Raw genomic sequence first — 17,759 nt, forward strand, 5'->3', positions numbered from 1 at the left:
CCGTGCTCCCGGTCGTTGCCACCTGGGCGTCGCTGGGACAACAGCCCAGCTGCAGGACAATCAGCGCGGCGGGTACGATCCGGATCATGCCCGTGCCCCTAGCTTGCGTCCTGCTTGCGAATGGCGACCTTGCTGCCCTCCGCCAGATTGATCGCCGGATTGAGCACGACCTGCTCGCCAGGCTGCACGCCGTCGCGGACTTCGACCGACGTACCGAAATCCCGCGCGATCGACACCTTCTGCAGATGAACGGTGCCATTCCGCACCACCACGACGTGAAGTCCGTTTTGATCGAAGACCAGCGCATCGGACGAAACCGTCATCGATGGGGTCTTGCGCGGGATCGACAGCTCGACCGTGCAATAGATGCCGGGACTTAAGGCTCCATCCGGATTCGGGACGTCGATCTCGGTCAGCAGCGTTCGGCTTCCCGGCTGCAACGCGGTTGCGATGCGCGTAACTTTGCCCGGAAACGTCCGGTCCGGAATCTCGGGGACGCGGATCTCGGCATCAACGCCCGGCGCGACTCCGAAGGCCTCGTCCTGTGGAACGAACACCTGCGTTCGGATCACGTTGGCATGCATCAGCGTGAACATGAAGGTCGATCCGGCCTGTACCAGGCTGCCATTGTCCACATTACGCTGCGTGATCACGCCATCGAACGGCGCCACCACGCGCTGGTACGCCTTCTCCTGCTGAAGAACGCGAATCTGCGCTTCCTGCGCCGTGATATTCGATTGGGCCACATTCACGGCCGCCTGCTGGGCACGCAGTGTGAGACGGTCGTTGTCACCCTGCTGTGCCGTCAGCCAGCCCTGCTTGACCAGATTGCCATCCCGCGCATTGGTGACGTCGGCAAGCTCCCGGCTCGCCTGCGCCTGCTGCAGCGAGGCCTGGTTCTGCGCCAGCGTCGCCTGGGCCTGCGCGATCTGCTGGTCGAGCTCCGGCGCGGTGATCTCCACCAGAAGGTCGCCCTTCTTCACCCGATCGCCGATATCCACGTAACGCTTCTCGATATAGCCGCTGGCCCGCGCGAAAATATTTGCCGCCTCGAATGCCGTCGTCGTCGCAGGCAAGGTGACCTTCATGATGTCGCTGCTGGGTCGAACCGTGGCCACCCGAACCTCCGGAACGGCGGTCCTGCTCTTCTCTGTCACTGCAGCGACGTCGCGCGCGGCCTGATAGTGCCGCCAGCCGCCGATACCAAGACCGCCTGCGAGCAGCAGGAGCACACCACCTCCGAGCAACACGCCGCCGTAGCGGCGCTGCGGCCGCCCGCCCCTTCCGGGCAATTCCACGATCCGGCAGCTCTCCGCATCAGATCGGTCCCTTGCGTCGTCATCATTGGTCCGCGCGCCAACATCGCTCATTTCGGTATCTCCTCGAATACGCCGTGATGAGGCCTGCCATCGTTGCGCTTGCGCAGCATGGCGAAGAGATAGGGCACGATCAGCAATGTCGTCGGCGTTGCAAACAGCAGCCCACCAATAACGGCACGCGCGAGCGCCGCGTTTTGCTCCTCGCCCGGGCCTCCGATCGCCATCGGGATCATGCCCACGATCATCGCGGCGGCCGTCATCAGGACCGGACGGATTCGCGTGCGACCCGCGCTCAACGCAGCCTGGAGGGCCAACTGCCCCTTCAGCTGCTCGTCACGCGCGAAGGTCACGAGCAGGATCGAATTGGCGGACGCAACCCCGACCGCCATGATCGCGCCCATCAGCGAAGGCACGTTCAATGTTGTTCCCGTGATGAACAACATCGTCACGATACCGCAGAAGGTTGCCGGCAGCGCCAGGATGACGACGAAGGGATCGCCGAAGTTCTGGTAGTTCACGACCATCAACAAATAGACCAGGATGGCAGCAAACAGCAGCCCGATCCCGAGATCGCGAAACGACTGATGCATGCTCTGGATCTGGCCCAGGACCTGGATCGAATTGCCGGGCTGGAGCTGCTTCTGCAGCGTCGCGGTCACCCTGTCGATATCGGCTGCGACGCTGCCGAGATCGCGGCCCTGGACGCTCGCATAGACGTCGAACACCGGCTGGACATTGGCCTGGTTCAAATTGGTGGGCACGGTGCCCCGCTTGAACGTTGCGACGTTGCTGAGCAGGCCCGGGACTGTCTGCCCGCTTGCAGCAAGCGAGGCCGAAACCGGTGTGTTACCCAAAGCGTTGAGCGAATTGGCCCTGTATTCGGGGGTCTGCACAGCCAGATAGTACGGGATGCCTGACGTCGGATCGGTCCAGAAATTGGGCGAGACCTGGGCGGACGAGCTGAGGCTGACATTGATGTTTGTCGCAACCGTGCTGGCATTGAGCCCGAGCTGCGCAGCGCGGGTGCGGTCTATGTCAGCGTAGAATGCGGGAGCGTCGATCTCCTGCTGAAGATGCGCATCGACGATCCCGGGAACTGCCGCCAGGCTCTTCTGCACCTGCTTTGCGACCGCCAGATTGTTGGCGCCGTAGCCGGCCGTCCGGACGTCGATCTGCGCCGGCAGGCCGAAGTTCAGGATCTGCGTGACGATGTCGGCCGCCTGAAAATAGAACAGATCCTCGGGAAATGCGGATGGCAGCACCTGGCGCAACTTCTTGACATAATCCGCGGTCGGCCTGTGTCCGTCCTTGAGCGACACGAGGATGGTGCCGTCGTTCACCCCTATCGTCGAACCGTCGGTGAATGCCAGATTATAGGGGCGCGCCGGCAGTCCGATATTGTCGACGATCAGTGCCCGGTCCTTGTCCGGAATGACTTCGCGGATCTTGTCCTCGACCGCCTGGAAGATCGCCTCCGTGTGCTCAATGCGGGTGCCGGCGGGTGCGCGAACATGGAGCTGGATCTGACCACCGTCGATCAAGGGGTAGAAGTCCCTGCCGACGTAGATGAACATGACGCCCCCGAGAGCCAGCATCAGCGCGGCCACCACCGGGACGATGCTCCGGCGCCGAAGTAAAACCATCAGGAGATCGGAATAGCCGTCGCGCAGCCGCTCAAATCCACGCTCGAACATGGTGGAGGCCCTCGCGAAAATCCCGGACGGACTCTCGTCCTTGGAATGGCGCCGCTCGCCCTTCAGCAGCAGACCGATCGCGATCGGTGTAAGCGTCCGCGACAGCCCGTATGACGCCAGCATCGCGAACACCACCGCCAGACCGAGCGGAGTGAAGAGGTACTTGGCCGGTCCCTGCAGGAACACCACCGAAGTGAACACGCAACTGATCGCGAGCGTAGAGACGAGCGTCGGCACCGCGATTTCGGCTGCGCCATGCAGCGTTGCGTCCGACAGCGGCATCCCCTCCTCCGTCCAGAGCCGATGCGTGTTCTCGATCGTCACCGTCGAATCGTCGACCAGTATGCCGACCGCAAGCGCGAGTCCCCCCAGCGTCATCGTGTTGAGGGTCTCTCCCAGAAAATGCAGAACGACGAGCGAGGACAGCATCGCGAGCGGGATCGAGATCAGGACGACGAGCGTCGACCGCCACGATCCGAGAAACACCAGGATCATCAGCGCCGTGAGGCCCGCCGCGATCGCGCCTTCCCGCAGCACGCCGTCGACCGAATGGGTGACGAAGACAGATTGATCGAACAGCTCATTGATCTTCAGCCCGGCAGGTGCCGAGGCCCGAATCGACTTCAAGGCTTGCTTGACACCGTTGACGACCGCAAGTGTCGAAGCGTTGCCGTTCTTGATCACGCTGAGCAGGACCGAACGATGGCCGTCCTCGCGCACGATGTTCTGCTGCACCTGTGATCCATCGCGGACCTGGGCAACATCTTTCAGCAGGATCGTGGCGCCATTCGCGAACTTGACCGGGATCATATTGAGATCCTTGATCGAGGCCGGTGTCGCATTGGTCCGGACGGTGTACTGGGTGTCGCCGATCTTCGCCGTGCCTGTCGGCAGCGTCAGGTTCTGGGTATTCACTGCATTGACGATGTCGAGCGGCGTCAGTCCGCGCGACAGCAGCTTGTTCGGATCGATGTCGACCATGATCTGACGATACTTGCCGCCCGCAGGCGTTGGCAGCGTCACCCCGGGGACAGGAGCCAGCTGCTGCCGGATCCGGTAGATGCCGAAATCGTATAATTGCTGTTCGTTCAGCTTGTCGGACTCGAGGCTGAGCTGCAGCACCGGCACGCTCGAGGCATTGAACTGCACGATGACCGGCGGCTGTATACCCGGCGGCATCAAGGCGCGGATGGCGTTCGTCGCCGAGACGATCTGCGAGATCGCGAGATCGAGATTGACGTCCGGCTGGAAGTAAATCTTCTGAACCGACAAGCCGTTGAGCGTCTGCGCCTCGATGTTCTTGATGCCGCTGACATTGGCGCTGATCGAATACTGGCTGTACGTGCTGACACGCTGCTCCATCTCCGGAGTGGAGAGGCCGGTGTAACTCCAGATGACGGTGACGACGGGAATGCGGATCTCGGGAAAGACGTCCGTCGGCATCGACCAAATCGCGATGCCGCCGAGAAACAGGATCAGCGCCGCAAGCACGTAGAACGTATGCGGAAACCGCAGCGCGAATCGAACAATTCCCATGATGACTTCCGCCTGAAGACGATTGCGCCTAACTTCGAACAGATGATGACGAGCCGTCATCCGTTCAAATGAAAACTAATTCAGGACGTCTTGCCGGAACGACTGCGCTCGGCCGCGTCCATCACCGGTTCTCGATCGCTCAGAGAGACGTGAGTTCTTCCGGAGTGGATTCCGTAACGCCACGAGAATAATCACGCGGCGCGGGAGATACGCGTTCGCGCGATTCGAAAGCGCACGCCGCATTCTGCGCCGCCAGTACCGCGGCCCGTCTGACCCTTGCGAATGCGCAGATCTCGATCTGCCGGACCCGCTCGCTCGAGATGGAGAGTTCACGACCAAGCTGTTCGAGTGTGCGGGGGTGCTCAGCCAGCCGCCTCGCCTCCAATACGCGCCGCTCGCGCTCCGTAAGGGCATCGAGTGCCAGGCGCAACGCGTTGGTGCGACGCTCTGTCTGTTCCTGCTCGGCGATGACCGTCTCGGCGTCGATTGCATCGTCAACCAGCAAGCTCTGCCACTCGGCTCCCTCCTCGTCGCCTCCAACGCGCGCATTCAGCGAGAGGTCGCCGTTCAAGCGGGAGTCCATCTCGATCACGTCGCGCGTCGCAACGTCGAGCCTCCCGGCAATCATCCTGGCAGCCTCCGGCGTGAGGCCCGCCATCTCACCGCCTGTCGCTCTCCTCATCTCGCTGCGGAGCCTGAAGAACAGCTTCCTCTGGGCCGTCGTCGTACCGATGCGGACCAGTGACCAGGACCGCAGGATGTACTCGTGAATGGTTGCTTTGACCCACCACACTGCATAGCTGGAAAACCGCGCGCCGCGGTCGGCCTCGAAACGGGATGCCGCGATCACGAGCCCGAGATTTGCTTCAGCAATGAGATCAGCCAGCGGAAGGCCATATCCCCCGTAACCTCGCGCCAACCTTGCTGCGAGGCGGAGGTGACTGGTGACGAGCACGTTGGCGGCGTCAGGATCCCGCGTTTCCTGCCAACGACGTGCCAGCCGTTGCTCCTGATCAGGCTGCAGCAGATCATATCGCCTGATGGCTGCTGCGTAGGCATTGACCGCGCTCGCCGACGGAGTTCGGCCGAAGGTCGAGGTCTTGGTTCTCACGATCACGTGACGAGTTTGCATCCACTGCTCCCGCGCTCGAACTTGGCGAGTCAGCGTAGGAGGCCTTCGCGCGGAGCTGCCACTAAATTGGACTTGAGAATCCTGAATTCGTTTTCAGGCCGTCCGAGAGTCGGGCATCGCCGCCAACGTCACGTCCAGTCAAGCCTCGCGTGACGCGCGATTCGGGGAGGTGCTGGGGCGCGGTCCCTTTGCTCCTGTCGAGACAAGGATCTCGACCCTCCCTCCGGGGGGCGGGTAAATGATCAGCCTGAAACCGTGAAGCTTGACGATGGCAGCCACCAGGCTCAGTCCCAGTCCTACCCCGGGCGTGTGGCGCATCTTGTCGGAACGATAGAAGCGCCGCAGCACGGCCTCACGTTCCTGCTCGTTGATGCCTGGCCCGGTATCGCTCACGCGCACGAACGCGGTCTTGTCGGTCGACACCAGCTCGAGCCTGACCATTCCGCCCGCGGGCGTGAACTTGACGGCATTGTCCACGAGATTGGCGACCGTCTCGAATAGCAGGTCGCGATCGCCCCATACCTGCACCTTGCGATCGATGGCGACGCCAAGCGCGACGTTCTTGTCTTCGGCAATGGGCTCGTAGACGTCGCAGACCTCGCGCAGGATCTCGTCGAGCGCGACATCGCCGAAACCGGCCATCCGGCGGTTGTTCTCGATCTCAGCCAGACGCAGCAACGCGGTGACGATTGCGAGCGACTGATCGATCCCGGCGACCGCCTTGTCGACGACCTCATGGAGTTGCTCCAGCGTGGCCGCGTGCGTGCGGCCTCTCTCCAGCGCCAGCCGGGCACGGGTGAGCGGTGTCCTGAGATCATGAGCAATGTCGTTACCGACGCCAGTCAGGGCGTTGATCATCGTCTCCATTTCGTCGAGCATCCCATTGACGATGCCGGCCAGCCGCGCGAACGGATCATCCACATTGTCCTGTGGTAAACGCTCGCGCAGATCACCGGCCACGATCCGCCGGACCCGCTGGTTCACTTCCTCCACGCGCCTCTGGGCACGGATGCTCAAGCACGCTCCGGCCAGCAGGCAGAGGCAAAATGCCGGCAGCAGGCCGAGCGCGAGAGCCTGCCCCACGACACTCGATATCTCGCGCGTCTCATCGACATTTCTCCCCATGACCAGGATGGCTCCGCCCTCCAGGCGCCTGGCCGCCGCCCTGACAACCGGATCGTGGTCAATCGATTGCGTGATGCGATCGAGCCGCACCCCCTGCACCACCCCGTCGAGCTCGAGCTCCTGCGGCACGCGCTGGATGTTGCCGGCGAGCCGGGCTCCGGCGGCGTCGAACAGTCCCGCGTACTGCACGCCCCTGGAGTCCTGTTCGAGGTGATCGGTGATCGCGTTGACACGGCGGGCCGAAGGCAGCCTGGCCAGGAAGTCGATCTGCGTCGTGATCATCCGATCCGACCGGACGATCAGATAGTCATCGATCTTCCAATAGATGAACGCGAACAGCCCGACCACGAACAGCGCAAAGGCCGCCGCCACCGCCAAGGCCCAGAGAAACGTGTTCGAACGAATAAAGTGGAACTGGCGCATCGGTTCGACGCTCGATAGTCGTGCATGCTGCGCGATTTCGGGAGTGACCGCCGCAGCTATTGGCGCACGCGCAGCAGGAATCCCGATCCTCGAACGTTATGGATGAGTTGCATCTCCCCGGGGCCGTCGACCTTGTGACGGAGCCGGCCCATATGCACGTCGATCAGGTTCGTGGTTGCAGGAACGAATTTATAGTTCCAAACCTCCTCGAGCAGCATCGCACGCGTCAACAGCTGGTCGCTGCGACGCATCATGTATTCGAGCAGGCGGAACTCGCGCGGCAGCAGATCGATCTCACGCTCGCCGCGCCGCGCGGTCCGGTCGATCAGGTCGAGCTCCAGCGGCCCGGCGCGCAGTGTGGTTTCTCGACTGTCGGTCGGACGGCGCAGCAATGCCTCTACGCGAGCGACGAGCTCGATGAGCGCGAACGGCTTGGTGAGATAGTCGTCTCCTCCCATGCGCAAGCCGCGCACCCGGTCATCGACCGCGCCGAGAGCGCTCAGCACCAGGACGGGCGTTCCGACCTCGTCCTTGCGCAACGCCTCGATGACGGTCAGCCCATCCATTCCGGGCAGCATGCGATCGACGATCAAGGCATCTGGACATGACGAGCGCGCCCGATCGAGACCATCGATGCCATCGGGCGACCACTGAACCTCAAAGCCACGATCCGCAAGCTCGGCGATGACCGACTCGGCGGTCTCGGCGTCGTCCTCGATCAGAAGAATCCGCGTCATTGTCCCGGTCCCACCTCCTGCGAGGCGCTTCGGCCTGCGGCGCCGAAGCATGGGTTCGGCGGCTCTTGTCGTCATATTCCACGCCCATTGCGCCCGAAGGCGCCGTGCTGAGCCTGCATGCGATGAACCGCTCGCCCTGCGGGGACATAGTCCGGCTCAGGATGGAACACCACTAAATTGCAATTCAGGAAGCCTGGGAGGCCGGCCAGCGACGGTGCGCGAGCAGAAAGGTGTGCTGTGGTCGTGGTCATCTCCCATCTCCGTCCGGGACTCGCGATGCACCATAGATATGTTCTCGATGGGTCCGTCGTTACGCGCAAGGATGGGATTCTGCGGCGAACATTTCGGATTCGCACGATCGTCGCCGCCATGCGAATAGCGATCACGGGCCGTTGAACTCCGGTGAGCAATTCGTGCATTTTGTTGGGTCGCGATCGTCCGCACCTCCTTGGGGAGCCGGCTTGGTCTGCCTGCTGTCATCAAAGGAGAAGCCACAATGTCTACCCTCAAGCTCTTGTCGACCGGATTGATCGCAGTCGCCATGCTGGGAGGACCTGTCATGGCACGCGAACGGCATGCCGTCGTGCGGCCGTCCTCCATGGAAGCCAATCCGGCCGCATCGAACGCATCCCTCGATCGGGATGGTCGCGCCTGCGTTCCGGCGCCGCGTGTTGGCGCATTTGCGACGGCGCCGTGGACCGGCGACAACGTCCCGTGTGAGCCGGGCACCGGAAGCTTCTGATCGCTACGGCTTTTGCGGCCGACCGGGCACCTCGGTCGGCCGACCGCATCACCTTGCCGATCGGCCCTCGCCTTCCTGAAACCGAATTTAGTGGGATTGACGAGCGCGGTTCCTATCTTCCTTTCATCACGAAGCTTGGCGACACCACGACGCTGAAGCGAACTGCAGGGATCGCCGGGCACCTTGATAGAAAAGGAGTGCTCCCATGAAACGAGTATTGATGATTTTGGCCACAGCGGCACTTGCCTCGACGTTGACCGTCGGGGCGGCCGAGGCACGCGGCGGCGGTGGTGGAGGCGGCCACGGTGGTTTTGGCGCCGGCGGCTTTGGTGGCGGACATATGGGCTTTGGCGGGGGAGCGCATTTCGGCGGCATGGCCCATGCCGGCGGGTTCGGCGGAGGATTCCACCCCGGCGGGACCGCGGCATTCGGTGGCGGACAGCGCTTTGACGGAGGCCATCTCGGTCTCGGCGATCACATCGCCTCCCGCGGCACAGGCCTCAGTCACCAAGCACTGCATCAGTATGGTCGCTATCGGTCCGCGTATGGATTCTACGGCGCCTATCCCGACTGCTACGACTGGTACGACCTGCATCCCAACGCGCCGTTGCCGCTGAGCTGCGGCTGATTTGCAAGCACAGGCCCCTGCCTTCGGTCCGGATCTGGCCTGAGCCGATCCGGGCCGAGGGCCTCCTGACATTCTTGCGACGACCGCCGCGATCAACGCGGCAGAGACACTTCAGAACTGCACACCGCGCGTCAGGGCACCGTCGACGACGAGGTTCGTTCCCGTGATGAAGCTCGCGGCATGACTTGCGAGGAATACGACCGCGTTGGCCATCTCCTGCGGGGTCCCCATCCGGCCCATGGGATTGAGCGCAAGCGCCGTCTTGTAGAGCTCGGGATTGTTGTCCTTGATCGTGTTCCAGACCCCGCCTTCGAAATAGGTGTTGCCCGGCGAGACCGTGTTGGCGCGAATGCCCTTGTGTGCAAGCTGATTGGCGAGACCTTGCGTGTAGTGGATGATGGCGGCCTTGAAGGTGCCGTAGGGGCCGGCCGCGAAATCGACCTCGCGCCCGGAAACGCTCGATATGGCGACGATCGCACCGGCGTCGCTCTTCTCCAGATAGGGCATGGCCGCATTGACCAGCCGGACCGTGCCCATCATGTCGGTCGAGAATTCCCTCGCCCAGCTTTCATCGTCCTGCCCGATAGCCAGCGCACTCACATTCGCCACGACGACGTCGATCCCGCCCAGTTTGGTCGCCATGTCGACCACCCAGGCCCTGAGCGCCGCACCATCGGCAACGTCGACCGAGGCACCAAAGGCGGCCACGCCTTTGCTCTTGAGCGCTGCAACAGTGCTGTCGACATCCGCCTGATTGCGCGCACAAATGCCGACATTCGCGCCCTCCGCCGCAAAGGTCTCGGCGATCGCGCGACCGATCCCCTTGGTGCTGCCGGTGACGAGAACCTTGGCGCCCGAAAGTCCTAGATCCATGATCGGTTCCTTTTCTTTTCCTGCAGTCTCGCACGTTCAATGGTTATTCGCCACCGCCCTGACCAATCCCCGATAGCTGTGCGGCATCCGCATCGAAACGAGATCCTTTCGGCGCACGACGTTGGTCGGATAAACGCTGTCGAGATTGGTGGTGTCGACCAGAGCCGTGGCAAGGCCCGTATCGTCAGCTGCAATCGCCTCGCGGCGCGGAAACTCGAAGGTATCGGGGCCGAAGACGCCGCTGAGGCCGGGATAGCCATGTTCGGGATCGAACACATTGGCAAACGCCAGAAACACATTGTTCTCGCCGGCGCGGACGCGGAAGTGATGCCAATGATGCGGATCGGCGCCGGTCGGAATCGGCGCCGACTGCTGGACCGCCGTCCCCGCATGTGGCGATCCAAAGGGGCCCTTGACTGCTGCGCAGCACGCGATGACGTCGCAACCGCGAAGCGCGAGCACCCTCCCCGCTTCCGGAAATGCCGCATCGTGGCCGATCAGCAGGCCGATGCGCCCGACAGGCGTGTCGACGACAGCCCAGTCATCGCCAGCCGTGGCCCAGCTCCGCTCCTCTTCCGTCAAATGCGTCTTGCGATAACGCGTGATCCTTCCATCCGGCGTGAACAGGCAGGCGCTGTTGTAAACGGCATCGCCCGCGCGTTCGGCCATTCCACAAACGATGTAGATCTCGAGCTGCGCAGCGAGCGCGTGCAGACTGTCCGTGGCAGGTCCCGGTATCGGCTGGGCCGATTTCGCCGAACCTGCCAGGCCGGTGACCGCGAGTTCCGGGAATACCACGAGATTGGCACCGTCGGCCTTGGCCCGGCGGGCAAGATTCGCGATCGCCTCGAGATTTCCTGAAACGCTGTCACCAGGTGCGAATTGGGCCACGCTGACGCGCGAGCGCATTCCGTCAGGCCAGGGCTCGTGACCATAGAGACCGAAGAATTCGCGCGAATTCCAGCTGAAGGTATCGGTCAGCAACTCCGGATACAGCTCGGGCCGGCGCTGAACGAACACCGGCTCACCGAGCACGCGGCGCGCACGAGCCATGTCGAGATCGATCTCGGCCAGAGCGAACCCGTCGCCCTTGTCGAGGACCGTGACCACTTCGCCATCCGGCGCGATCACACAGCTCCCGCCGCTGAACTGGACGGTGCGCTCACGCCCCCAGCGATTACTCTCGATCACGTAACAACCGTTCTCGAAGGCTCGGCTGATCCAGTAAGGCGCCGGCGTTCGCTCCGCGAGCCAGTTGGAGATATGGCAGATGACATCCGCGCCCCCCAGCGCCATCAGCCGCGCGGTTTCCACAAAATGGATGTCCATGCAAATGAGGAGTGCAATCCGTCCGATCGGCGTATCGAAGACCTGGTTGTGCAGGTCGCCCGCCGCCGCCCATTTCGGCTCCGAGATATAGGGATGGGTCTTGCGATGGCGGCCGACGATGCCATCAGGCCCGATCAAGACGGCCGAGTTGAAGTAGATGTAGTCCTCGTCGACTTCGGGCATGCCGACCACGAGGTAGCAGTCGTACTTGCGTGCCAGCGCCGCGAAGCGGTCGGTGGTCGGCCCCGGAACCTTCTCGACAAAGGGCCGAACCTCGGCCCGGTTGAACCAGCAATAGCCCGTGGTTCCCATTTCCGGCGTGACGATGAGCTTCGCGCCGGCCGCCGCTGCCTGTTCGCAGAGTTCGAGCAGGCGCGCGATGTTGCGCTCCTTCTCGAACATTGTCGGCTCGAACTGGACAGTGGCGACCTTGTGCACGGACGGCATGATCGACATCCCCCCGTTAGCGCAAATAGGATTTCTTGATGGAGGCGCCGAGCGTGTATTTCGGATCGACCATGTTGCCGAGACGCACCCGGCCGGCCTGGGTCAACAGCATGTAGGCGTCGATCTCCTCGAAACCGTAGTCCGCCGCCATCCAGCGGCACAGCTCGCGATAGGCAATGCGCGCGGCATCCTCCATCGGCCGGGCCGAGCCGATGGTCATGATGAAATCCTTGGTCTCGAGCCGTGGCCAGGCGATCGTCCAGCCTTTGATGAGATCGACCTGGACCGTGGTCACGGTCGGATGCTCGATCGCGACGCCGCAGAGTTCGCCGTCCCCCTGCGCGGCGTGGCAGTCTCCGAGATAGAGCAGCGCGCCCTTGGTGTTGACCGGCAGATAGACGATGGCGCCGACGCCGACGTCCGGCAGGTCCATGTTGCCTCCGTAATAATCGGGGACGAGCGAGGAGATCGCCTCGATCTCCGGCGACGTTCCGATCGTGCCGATGAAAGGCTCATAGGGCAACGTGATCTTGTCGTTCCATTTGGTGCCGGTCTTGGCGTCGATCTCCAGCTTCTTGACCCGTTCTGGCAGCGCCGGGTTGAGCAGCGCGGTCTGCCCCGTGCTGACGAGGCCGCCGAAGTCCGGCATGACCACGGTGGTGCCGCACGGCTGCGGCCCGCGCGGCACGATGCTCTCGATATAGACCGCGAGCGTGTCGCCCTTCTCGGCGCCGTTGACGTGGATCGGTCCATTCTGCGGATTGAGGAACGGAAAATTGAGAATCTTCGACGGGCTGTCGGTTTCGTGCTTGATGGCGCCCTCGAAGGCGTCGTGGGTCTCGGCGGAGACGAGCGCTCCAGGATCCACGGTCAGCACCGGATTCACGTAGGGGCCGTAGACATAGTGATACTTGCCCTGCTCGCTTTCGGTGATCGTATACGAGGTGCCGCGCTCTCCCTTGGCCACGCCCTTGCGAGCCATGATCGAATCTTTGTGCCAGGACATTTTCTTTTCTCCTTCTGTCGTAGGGCAGCGTTCAAACGGCGAGATGGCGCCGCATCTCCGCTTCGTCGTCGAGCGCTGCGCGATCGAGATTTGCGACGATGCGGCCCTTGTCCATGACGTAGCAGCGCTGCGCCATGGCGCGGATCATGTCGAGGTTCTGCTCGACCAAAATGATGGTCACGCCCGTGCTGCGGTTGAGCTCGACCATGTTGCGCGCGATATCCTGGACGATGTTGGGCTGGATACCTTCCGACGGTTCATCGAGCAGGATGAGATTGGGGTTCGCGATCAAGACTCGTCCTATCGCGAGTTGCTGCTGCTGGCCGCCGGACATGGTGCCGGCGCGCTGGTGCCAGCGTTCGGCGAGGATCGGAAACGCCGCGACGATCCTGCGTCGGCCCGATTCGGGAATGCCGCCGCCCTTGATCGCGGCGCCGACCGCGACGTTCTCGCCGACGGTCAGTCGTGGAAATACGTCGCGTCCCTGCGGCACATAGCCCATGCCGAGGCGCGCCCGCTTGTGCGCCGGCAGCGATTCCACCGCTTCGCCGCGATAGACGACCGAGCCGCTCATCGCCGGCACGAGGCCGATCAGGCTCTTCATCAGCGTGGATTTGCCGACGCCATTGCGCCCGATGACGGCGACGATCTCGCCTTCGCGTACCTCGATCTCGAGGCCCTGGAGCACGGGCTTGCCGCCATAGCCGGCGCGCAAGGCCAGCGTCGAGAGGATGACCTCCTTGCGCGGCACATCAAGCATGAGCCTGCCCCAGATAAATCGCCGCCACGCGCTCATCCGCCACGATCTCGTCGATCGAGCCCTGCGCGAAGACCTGGCCGAGATGCAGCACCGTGACACGCTGGGCGACCTGGCGGACAAAGGCCATGTCGTGCTCGATCGCGAGCACCGTCATGCCGTCCGCATTGAGCCGCTGCACCATCTCTCCGGTCAGATGGGTTTCCTCCGGCGACATGCCGGCCGTCGGCTCGTCCAGCAGCAACAGGCGCGGCTTCAGGCTGATCGCCATGCCGATCTCGAGCCATTGCTTCTGGCCATGGCTGAGATTGCCGGCCGTCTGGGCCTGCTCGGACCCGAGCCCGAGGAAGGCGAGCAGCCGGTCGATCTCGGCTTCGAGCTCGGCGCCGCGATGACGGATCTGAAGTGCGATCTCCAGGTTCTGGCGGACCGACAGACCCTTGAACACGCCGGGCACCTGGAATTTGACCGAGAGGCCGCGATGGATTCGCGCAAAGGATTTCAGAGAGGTGATGTTCTCCCCGGCGAAGACAATTTCGCCGCTGCCGGGATGATGCTCACCCAGAATCAGGCGGAACAGCGTGCTCTTGCCGGCGCCGTTCGGGCCGATCAGGCAATGGATTTCGCCGGTCTGAAGCGTGAGGTCGACGGCGTTGGTGACGTGCAACCCGCCGAAATGCTTGTTCAGCTTGCGCAGTTCGAGCAGCGACATCAGCCGGCCCTCTGCGTCAGGCGGGCGACGAGCCTGCCGAGCCAGTTCATCGCCCCGAGCACGAGGCCGTTCGGGGCGATCAGCACCGTGAGCACCAGCAGCACGCCCATGAACACCAGCGCATACTGGCTGCCATAGATCGTGAGCGCCTGGAACGCGGCCAGCACCATCAGCGTGCCGATCACGGTCGACGTCAGGTCGCTGCGGCCCCCGACAGCGACCCAGATCAGCGGCAGCGCCGCCGCCGTCATGCCCATGCTCGAGGGCGTGATGTACTGTCCCCACACCGTGTAGAGCACGCCGGAGAGCCCTGCGAGCGCCGCGCCGATGACGAAGGTGATGAGCTGGTATTTGCGCACGTCGTAGCCGAGCATCTCGGCCCGTTCCGGATTCTCCCGGATCGCGACAATGACGTTGCCGAACGACGAGTTCATCAGAATGCGCAGGCCCAGATAGACGAAGATGAGAAGTCCGAGCACGAAGTAATAGAGGCCGACATCCGCGAACAGCACGATCGGCTCGCCCGGCCAGGGGATGGTCAGCGGCGGCATCGCGCTCATGCCGTTGAAGCCGTTCAGTCGCGCACTGCCGATACGCCACTCCGGCCCTGCGGTCTGGGCCATGAATCGCTCCAGCATCAACGTCACGGCGAGCGTAACGATGCCGAGGAAGACACCGGCGATGCGGCCGAAGAACATGAAATAGCCGAGCAGGATCGCGAACAGCGCAGCGATCGCGACGGCTACCACCAGCGCCACCAGCGTGAAGCCGTAGGCCGAGCCGAAATTGATGGTGAGGATGCCATAGCCGTAGCCCGCAATCCCGAAAAAGGCGGTCTGGCCGAAGGACAGCGAGCCGCCATACCCCCAGATCAGGCAGAGGCTGAGAGCGATGAAGACCCAGACGAAGAAGTAGACCGTGTTGCCGACGGTGTAGCCGTCGCTCACCAGCGGATACGCCAGTGCGGCAGCGAGCACGACGGCGAACAGGCCCCAGAAAGCCGGACCGCGACCGACGGTCTGCGGTCCTTCGAGACGGCGAAACAACGAGAGAAAACCGGTCACGACGCCATCCCCCGTCAGGTGCGCTCGCGCAGCACGAAGCCGGAAATGCCCTTCGGCAGCACCCGGACGACGATGATCACCGCGACCAGGAGGCCGATCTGGCCGAACAGCTGCCCCTGCCAGGACGTCATCCCCGACTTAACGATCGCAAGCAGGCCGCCGGCAGGCGCCGTGCCGAGGAACACGTCGGCGCCGCCGATCACCACGGTGACGAACGCTTCCATGATGAAGGTTGCTCCCATGGTCGGCACCAGCGTCATGGTCGGCGCGTAAAGGCCGCCGGCAAGTCCGGCGAGCCCCGCGCCGCAGGCGAAGGTGAGGCTATAGATCAAACGCGTATCGACACCGAGCGCCGCGGCCATGTGCGGCACCTGGATGGTGGCACGCGCCAGCACGCCGAAGCGCGTCCAGTTGAACAGGGCATAAAGCCCCGCCAGCACACCGAGCGCGGCGCAAAACAGTACGATGCGATAGATCGAATAGGAGTAGTCGCCGACCTGAAAGCTGCCGAACGGCGTGCCCACGCCCGCCATGGTCGAACCGACCATGATCAGCGTGCCCTGCGTCGCGATCAGGCTGAGGCCCCAGGTGGCGACGATGGTGTCGAGCGGCCGGTCGTAGAGATGGCGGATGACCACCAGCTCCACCACGACGCCGACCAGCGCCGACACGATGGTGCCGGCGAGTATTCCGAGCGGCAACGGCAGGCCGGCATGCACGGTGGCGGCCGTCACATAGGCACCGCACATGATGAACTCGCCATGGGCGAGGTTGATCACGCCCATCATACCGAAGATCACCGCGAGCCCACAGGCCGAGAGCACCAGGAACGCAAAAGCGTCGCCGAATTGATAAAGCGCAGAGAAGACGAGGGTCGCAAGATCCATGAAACAACCAGAATGTGGGAAGGCGCGAGACTGCCGTCGCAGATGTTTGGGGTTGCCCCGGCGTTCCGGGAACGCCGGGGCAACCAGCCGCCGTCAGGGTTTCGGCGGGGGATTCGACGGCGTGTACTGGGCCATCGGATCCTTCTTGGTCAGATCGCAGCCGGCCTCACCCAGCCAGTACGGCTTGATGTCTTCCCAGACTTTTGGGAAAGAGATCGCGTGATCCGCACCGACCTTGGCGAGATAGATCGTGTGCGACATGTGCTGGCTCTTCGGGTCGATGCAGACCTTGCCCTCCGGCGCGTCCATGCAGACGTCGCCGAGCGCGATCACCTTGCGGATGTCCTCGCGCTTGGTCGACTTCGCGCGCTCCACCATCTGCTTGTAGAGATAGACGGCGAGATAGGAGTTCTCCGCCTCCTGGTTGACATAGGGCTCGCTCGGGAACTTCGCCTTGAACTTGGCGTAGAACTCCTTGCTCTTCGGCGAAGAGATCTCCTCGATGTAGTTGGTGGTGACGTACATGTCCTTCAGGCTCGGCGGCTTGAAACGCTTGTGCTCGTAGCCCTGGCCGACGTTGACCGAGGAAGCCATCGGCAGGTTGACGTTGGCGGAGGCCGCCTGCTCGTAATAGGAGGCCTGCGCGGTGCCGACCAGCAGGGTGACCACGAAGTCGGGCTTGGCCTTCTGGATGTTCTGGATGCTCTGGGAGAACTGCGACACGCCGAGCGGGATGAACTCCTCGCCGGCCATCTTGCCCCCATTCTCCTTGACGATCTTGCGAACCCATTCCGCCGAGATCTGGCCGAAATTGTAGTCGGCCGCGAGCGTGTAGACGTTCTTGCCGTACTTCTCCATCATGTAGGGGATGAGCGTGGAGAACTGCTGCTCGGGCACCGCGCCTGTCACGATCATGTGGCCGTCACAGACACCGCCTTCGTACTGGTTGTTGTAGAAGGCAAAGCCATTGAACTGGTCGACGATCGGACGGTACGCCTCTCGCGAGGCCGACGAAAAGCCCGCGAACACGACGTCGACCTTGTCGCGCTGGAGGACGCGCCGCATGAACTCCTGGTAGCGGGTGTTGTCGGATTGCGTGTCGTAAGCGACGAGCTCGAGCGGCCGGCCCATGATGCCGCCGGCCTTGTTGATTTCGTCGGCGGCGAGCTGGATGGCGTGGACCTTGCCGATCGTCGCTGCGGCAAAATCGCCGGACTGATCTTCAAGCACGCCGAGCTTGATCGGATTTTCCGCCGCGAGTGCCATTTGTGGTCCAAGGGGTGATCCGAGGACAAGCGTCCCCGTGAGGGCTGCGGCACGCAGCCCCCGCAATACAGACTTGCTCATT

The 17,759-nt window shown here is 63.1% G+C and carries 15 protein-coding genes; 2 read left to right on the forward strand and 13 right to left on the reverse strand.

What is annotated here, in order from left to right:
* Nucleotides 1-98: 98 nt before the first annotated feature.
* From XI03_RS39650 to XI03_RS39670, 5 genes are all read right to left on the reverse strand, one after another.
* On the reverse strand, nucleotides 99-1,370 hold the full coding sequence (locus tag XI03_RS39650; protein WP_038970478.1) for an efflux RND transporter periplasmic adaptor subunit: 1,272 nt from the start codon (nucleotides 1,368-1,370) through the stop codon (nucleotides 99-101).
* On the reverse strand, nucleotides 1,367-4,549 hold the full coding sequence (locus tag XI03_RS39655) for an efflux RND transporter permease subunit (protein ID WP_271595161.1): 3,183 nt from the start codon (nucleotides 4,547-4,549) through the stop codon (nucleotides 1,367-1,369). The genes XI03_RS39650 and XI03_RS39655 overlap by 4 nt, the downstream gene beginning before the upstream one ends.
* A 139-nt stretch (nucleotides 4,550-4,688) precedes the next feature.
* Nucleotides 4,689-5,681 (reverse strand): RNA polymerase sigma factor RpoH, encoded by a 993-nt coding sequence (rpoH, locus tag XI03_RS39660; RefSeq protein ID WP_271595162.1) that lies wholly within the window; start codon nucleotides 5,679-5,681, stop codon nucleotides 4,689-4,691.
* A 138-nt stretch (nucleotides 5,682-5,819) separates the two neighbouring features.
* Nucleotides 5,820-7,229: a sensor histidine kinase gene (locus XI03_RS39665; RefSeq protein WP_271595163.1), complete on the reverse strand. Its 1,410-nt coding sequence runs from the start codon at nucleotides 7,227-7,229 to the stop codon at nucleotides 5,820-5,822.
* Nucleotides 7,230-7,285: 56 nt separating this feature from the next.
* A complete protein-coding gene (locus tag XI03_RS39670) occupies nucleotides 7,286-7,966 on the reverse strand; it encodes a response regulator transcription factor (RefSeq protein ID WP_028142513.1) in 681 nt (226 codons plus the stop codon).
* 496 nt (nucleotides 7,967-8,462) lie between these two features.
* Between XI03_RS39670 and XI03_RS39675 the strand changes: the two genes are divergently transcribed.
* Both XI03_RS39675 and XI03_RS39680 read left to right on the forward strand, forming a co-directional pair.
* Nucleotides 8,463-8,708 (forward strand): hypothetical protein, encoded by a 246-nt coding sequence (locus tag XI03_RS39675; protein WP_271595164.1) that lies wholly within the window; start codon nucleotides 8,463-8,465, stop codon nucleotides 8,706-8,708.
* Nucleotides 8,709-8,913: 205 nt separating this feature from the next.
* The gene (locus tag XI03_RS39680; RefSeq protein WP_271595165.1) at nucleotides 8,914-9,336 is read left to right on the forward strand and encodes a hypothetical protein; all 423 of its coding nucleotides are present in this window, start codon (nucleotides 8,914-8,916) and stop codon (nucleotides 9,334-9,336) included.
* A gap of 111 nt (nucleotides 9,337-9,447) precedes the next feature.
* Here XI03_RS39680 and XI03_RS39685 read toward each other — a convergent pair whose 3' ends face one another.
* From XI03_RS39685 to XI03_RS39720, 8 genes are all read right to left on the reverse strand, one after another.
* Nucleotides 9,448-10,209, reverse strand: coding sequence for an SDR family NAD(P)-dependent oxidoreductase (locus tag XI03_RS39685; RefSeq protein WP_271595166.1), 762 nt, complete (start codon nucleotides 10,207-10,209; stop codon nucleotides 9,448-9,450).
* Nucleotides 10,210-10,245: 36 nt separating this feature from the next.
* On the reverse strand, nucleotides 10,246-11,985 hold the full coding sequence (locus tag XI03_RS39690) for a nitrilase-related carbon-nitrogen hydrolase (protein ID WP_271595167.1): 1,740 nt from the start codon (nucleotides 11,983-11,985) through the stop codon (nucleotides 10,246-10,248).
* Nucleotides 11,986-12,001: 16 nt separating this feature from the next.
* On the reverse strand, nucleotides 12,002-12,991 hold the full coding sequence (locus XI03_RS39695; protein ID WP_271595168.1) for an acetamidase/formamidase family protein: 990 nt from the start codon (nucleotides 12,989-12,991) through the stop codon (nucleotides 12,002-12,004).
* A gap of 31 nt (nucleotides 12,992-13,022) precedes the next feature.
* Nucleotides 13,023-13,751 carry an ABC transporter ATP-binding protein gene (locus XI03_RS39700; protein ID WP_271595169.1) on the reverse strand — a complete coding sequence of 243 codons (729 nt, stop codon included), beginning with the start codon at nucleotides 13,749-13,751 and terminating at the stop codon, nucleotides 13,023-13,025.
* Nucleotides 13,744-14,460 carry an ABC transporter ATP-binding protein gene (locus XI03_RS39705; RefSeq protein ID WP_038947971.1) on the reverse strand — a complete coding sequence of 239 codons (717 nt, stop codon included), beginning with the start codon at nucleotides 14,458-14,460 and terminating at the stop codon, nucleotides 13,744-13,746. The genes XI03_RS39700 and XI03_RS39705 overlap by 8 nt, the downstream gene beginning before the upstream one ends.
* Nucleotides 14,460-15,524 (reverse strand): branched-chain amino acid ABC transporter permease, encoded by a 1,065-nt coding sequence (locus tag XI03_RS39710; protein ID WP_038947970.1) that lies wholly within the window; start codon nucleotides 15,522-15,524, stop codon nucleotides 14,460-14,462. Before XI03_RS39710 ends, XI03_RS39705 begins: the two co-directional genes overlap by 1 nt.
* Before the next feature lie 14 nt (nucleotides 15,525-15,538).
* Complete coding sequence (locus XI03_RS39715) at nucleotides 15,539-16,411, reverse strand: ABC transporter permease subunit (RefSeq protein WP_028142504.1); 873 nt, start codon at nucleotides 16,409-16,411, stop codon at nucleotides 15,539-15,541.
* 93 nt (nucleotides 16,412-16,504) lie between these two features.
* Entirely contained in the window at nucleotides 16,505-17,758 is a 1,254-nt protein-coding gene (locus tag XI03_RS39720) for an urea ABC transporter substrate-binding protein (protein WP_028142503.1), read from the reverse strand.
* Nucleotide 17,759: the final 1 nt, after the last annotated feature.

This window comes from Bradyrhizobium sp. CCBAU 65884, assembly GCF_028128835.1.
GTDB lineage: Bacteria > Pseudomonadota > Alphaproteobacteria > Rhizobiales > Xanthobacteraceae > Bradyrhizobium > Bradyrhizobium ottawaense.

What these genes read in the sequence shown, in the direction of transcription:
- XI03_RS39650 (WP_038970478.1), bottom strand. Translation starts at nt 1,370, where the DNA reads ATGAGCGATGTTGGCGCGCGGACCAATGATGACGACGCAAGGGACCGA.
- XI03_RS39655 (WP_271595161.1), bottom strand. Translation starts at nt 4,549, where the DNA reads ATGGGAATTGTTCGATTCGCGCTGCGGTTTCCGCATACGTTCTACGTG.
- rpoH (WP_271595162.1), bottom strand. Translation starts at nt 5,681, where the DNA reads ATGCAAACTCGTCACGTGATCGTGAGAACCAAGACCTCGACCTTCGGC.
- XI03_RS39665 (WP_271595163.1), bottom strand. Translation starts at nt 7,229, where the DNA reads ATGCGCCAGTTCCACTTTATTCGTTCGAACACGTTTCTCTGGGCCTTG.
- XI03_RS39670 (WP_028142513.1), bottom strand. Translation starts at nt 7,966, where the DNA reads ATGACGCGGATTCTTCTGATCGAGGACGACGCCGAGACCGCCGAGTCG.
- XI03_RS39675 (WP_271595164.1), top strand. Translation starts at nt 8,463, where the DNA reads ATGTCTACCCTCAAGCTCTTGTCGACCGGATTGATCGCAGTCGCCATG.
- XI03_RS39680 (WP_271595165.1), top strand. Translation starts at nt 8,914, where the DNA reads ATGAAACGAGTATTGATGATTTTGGCCACAGCGGCACTTGCCTCGACG.
- XI03_RS39685 (WP_271595166.1), bottom strand. Translation starts at nt 10,209, where the DNA reads ATGGATCTAGGACTTTCGGGCGCCAAGGTTCTCGTCACCGGCAGCACC.
- XI03_RS39690 (WP_271595167.1), bottom strand. Translation starts at nt 11,985, where the DNA reads ATGCCGTCCGTGCACAAGGTCGCCACTGTCCAGTTCGAGCCGACAATG.
- XI03_RS39695 (WP_271595168.1), bottom strand. Translation starts at nt 12,991, where the DNA reads ATGTCCTGGCACAAAGATTCGATCATGGCTCGCAAGGGCGTGGCCAAG.
- XI03_RS39700 (WP_271595169.1), bottom strand. Translation starts at nt 13,751, where the DNA reads ATGCTTGATGTGCCGCGCAAGGAGGTCATCCTCTCGACGCTGGCCTTG.
- XI03_RS39705 (WP_038947971.1), bottom strand. Translation starts at nt 14,460, where the DNA reads ATGTCGCTGCTCGAACTGCGCAAGCTGAACAAGCATTTCGGCGGGTTG.
- XI03_RS39715 (WP_028142504.1), bottom strand. Translation starts at nt 16,411, where the DNA reads ATGGATCTTGCGACCCTCGTCTTCTCTGCGCTTTATCAATTCGGCGAC.
- XI03_RS39720 (WP_028142503.1), bottom strand. Translation starts at nt 17,758, where the DNA reads ATGAGCAAGTCTGTATTGCGGGGGCTGCGTGCCGCAGCCCTCACGGGG.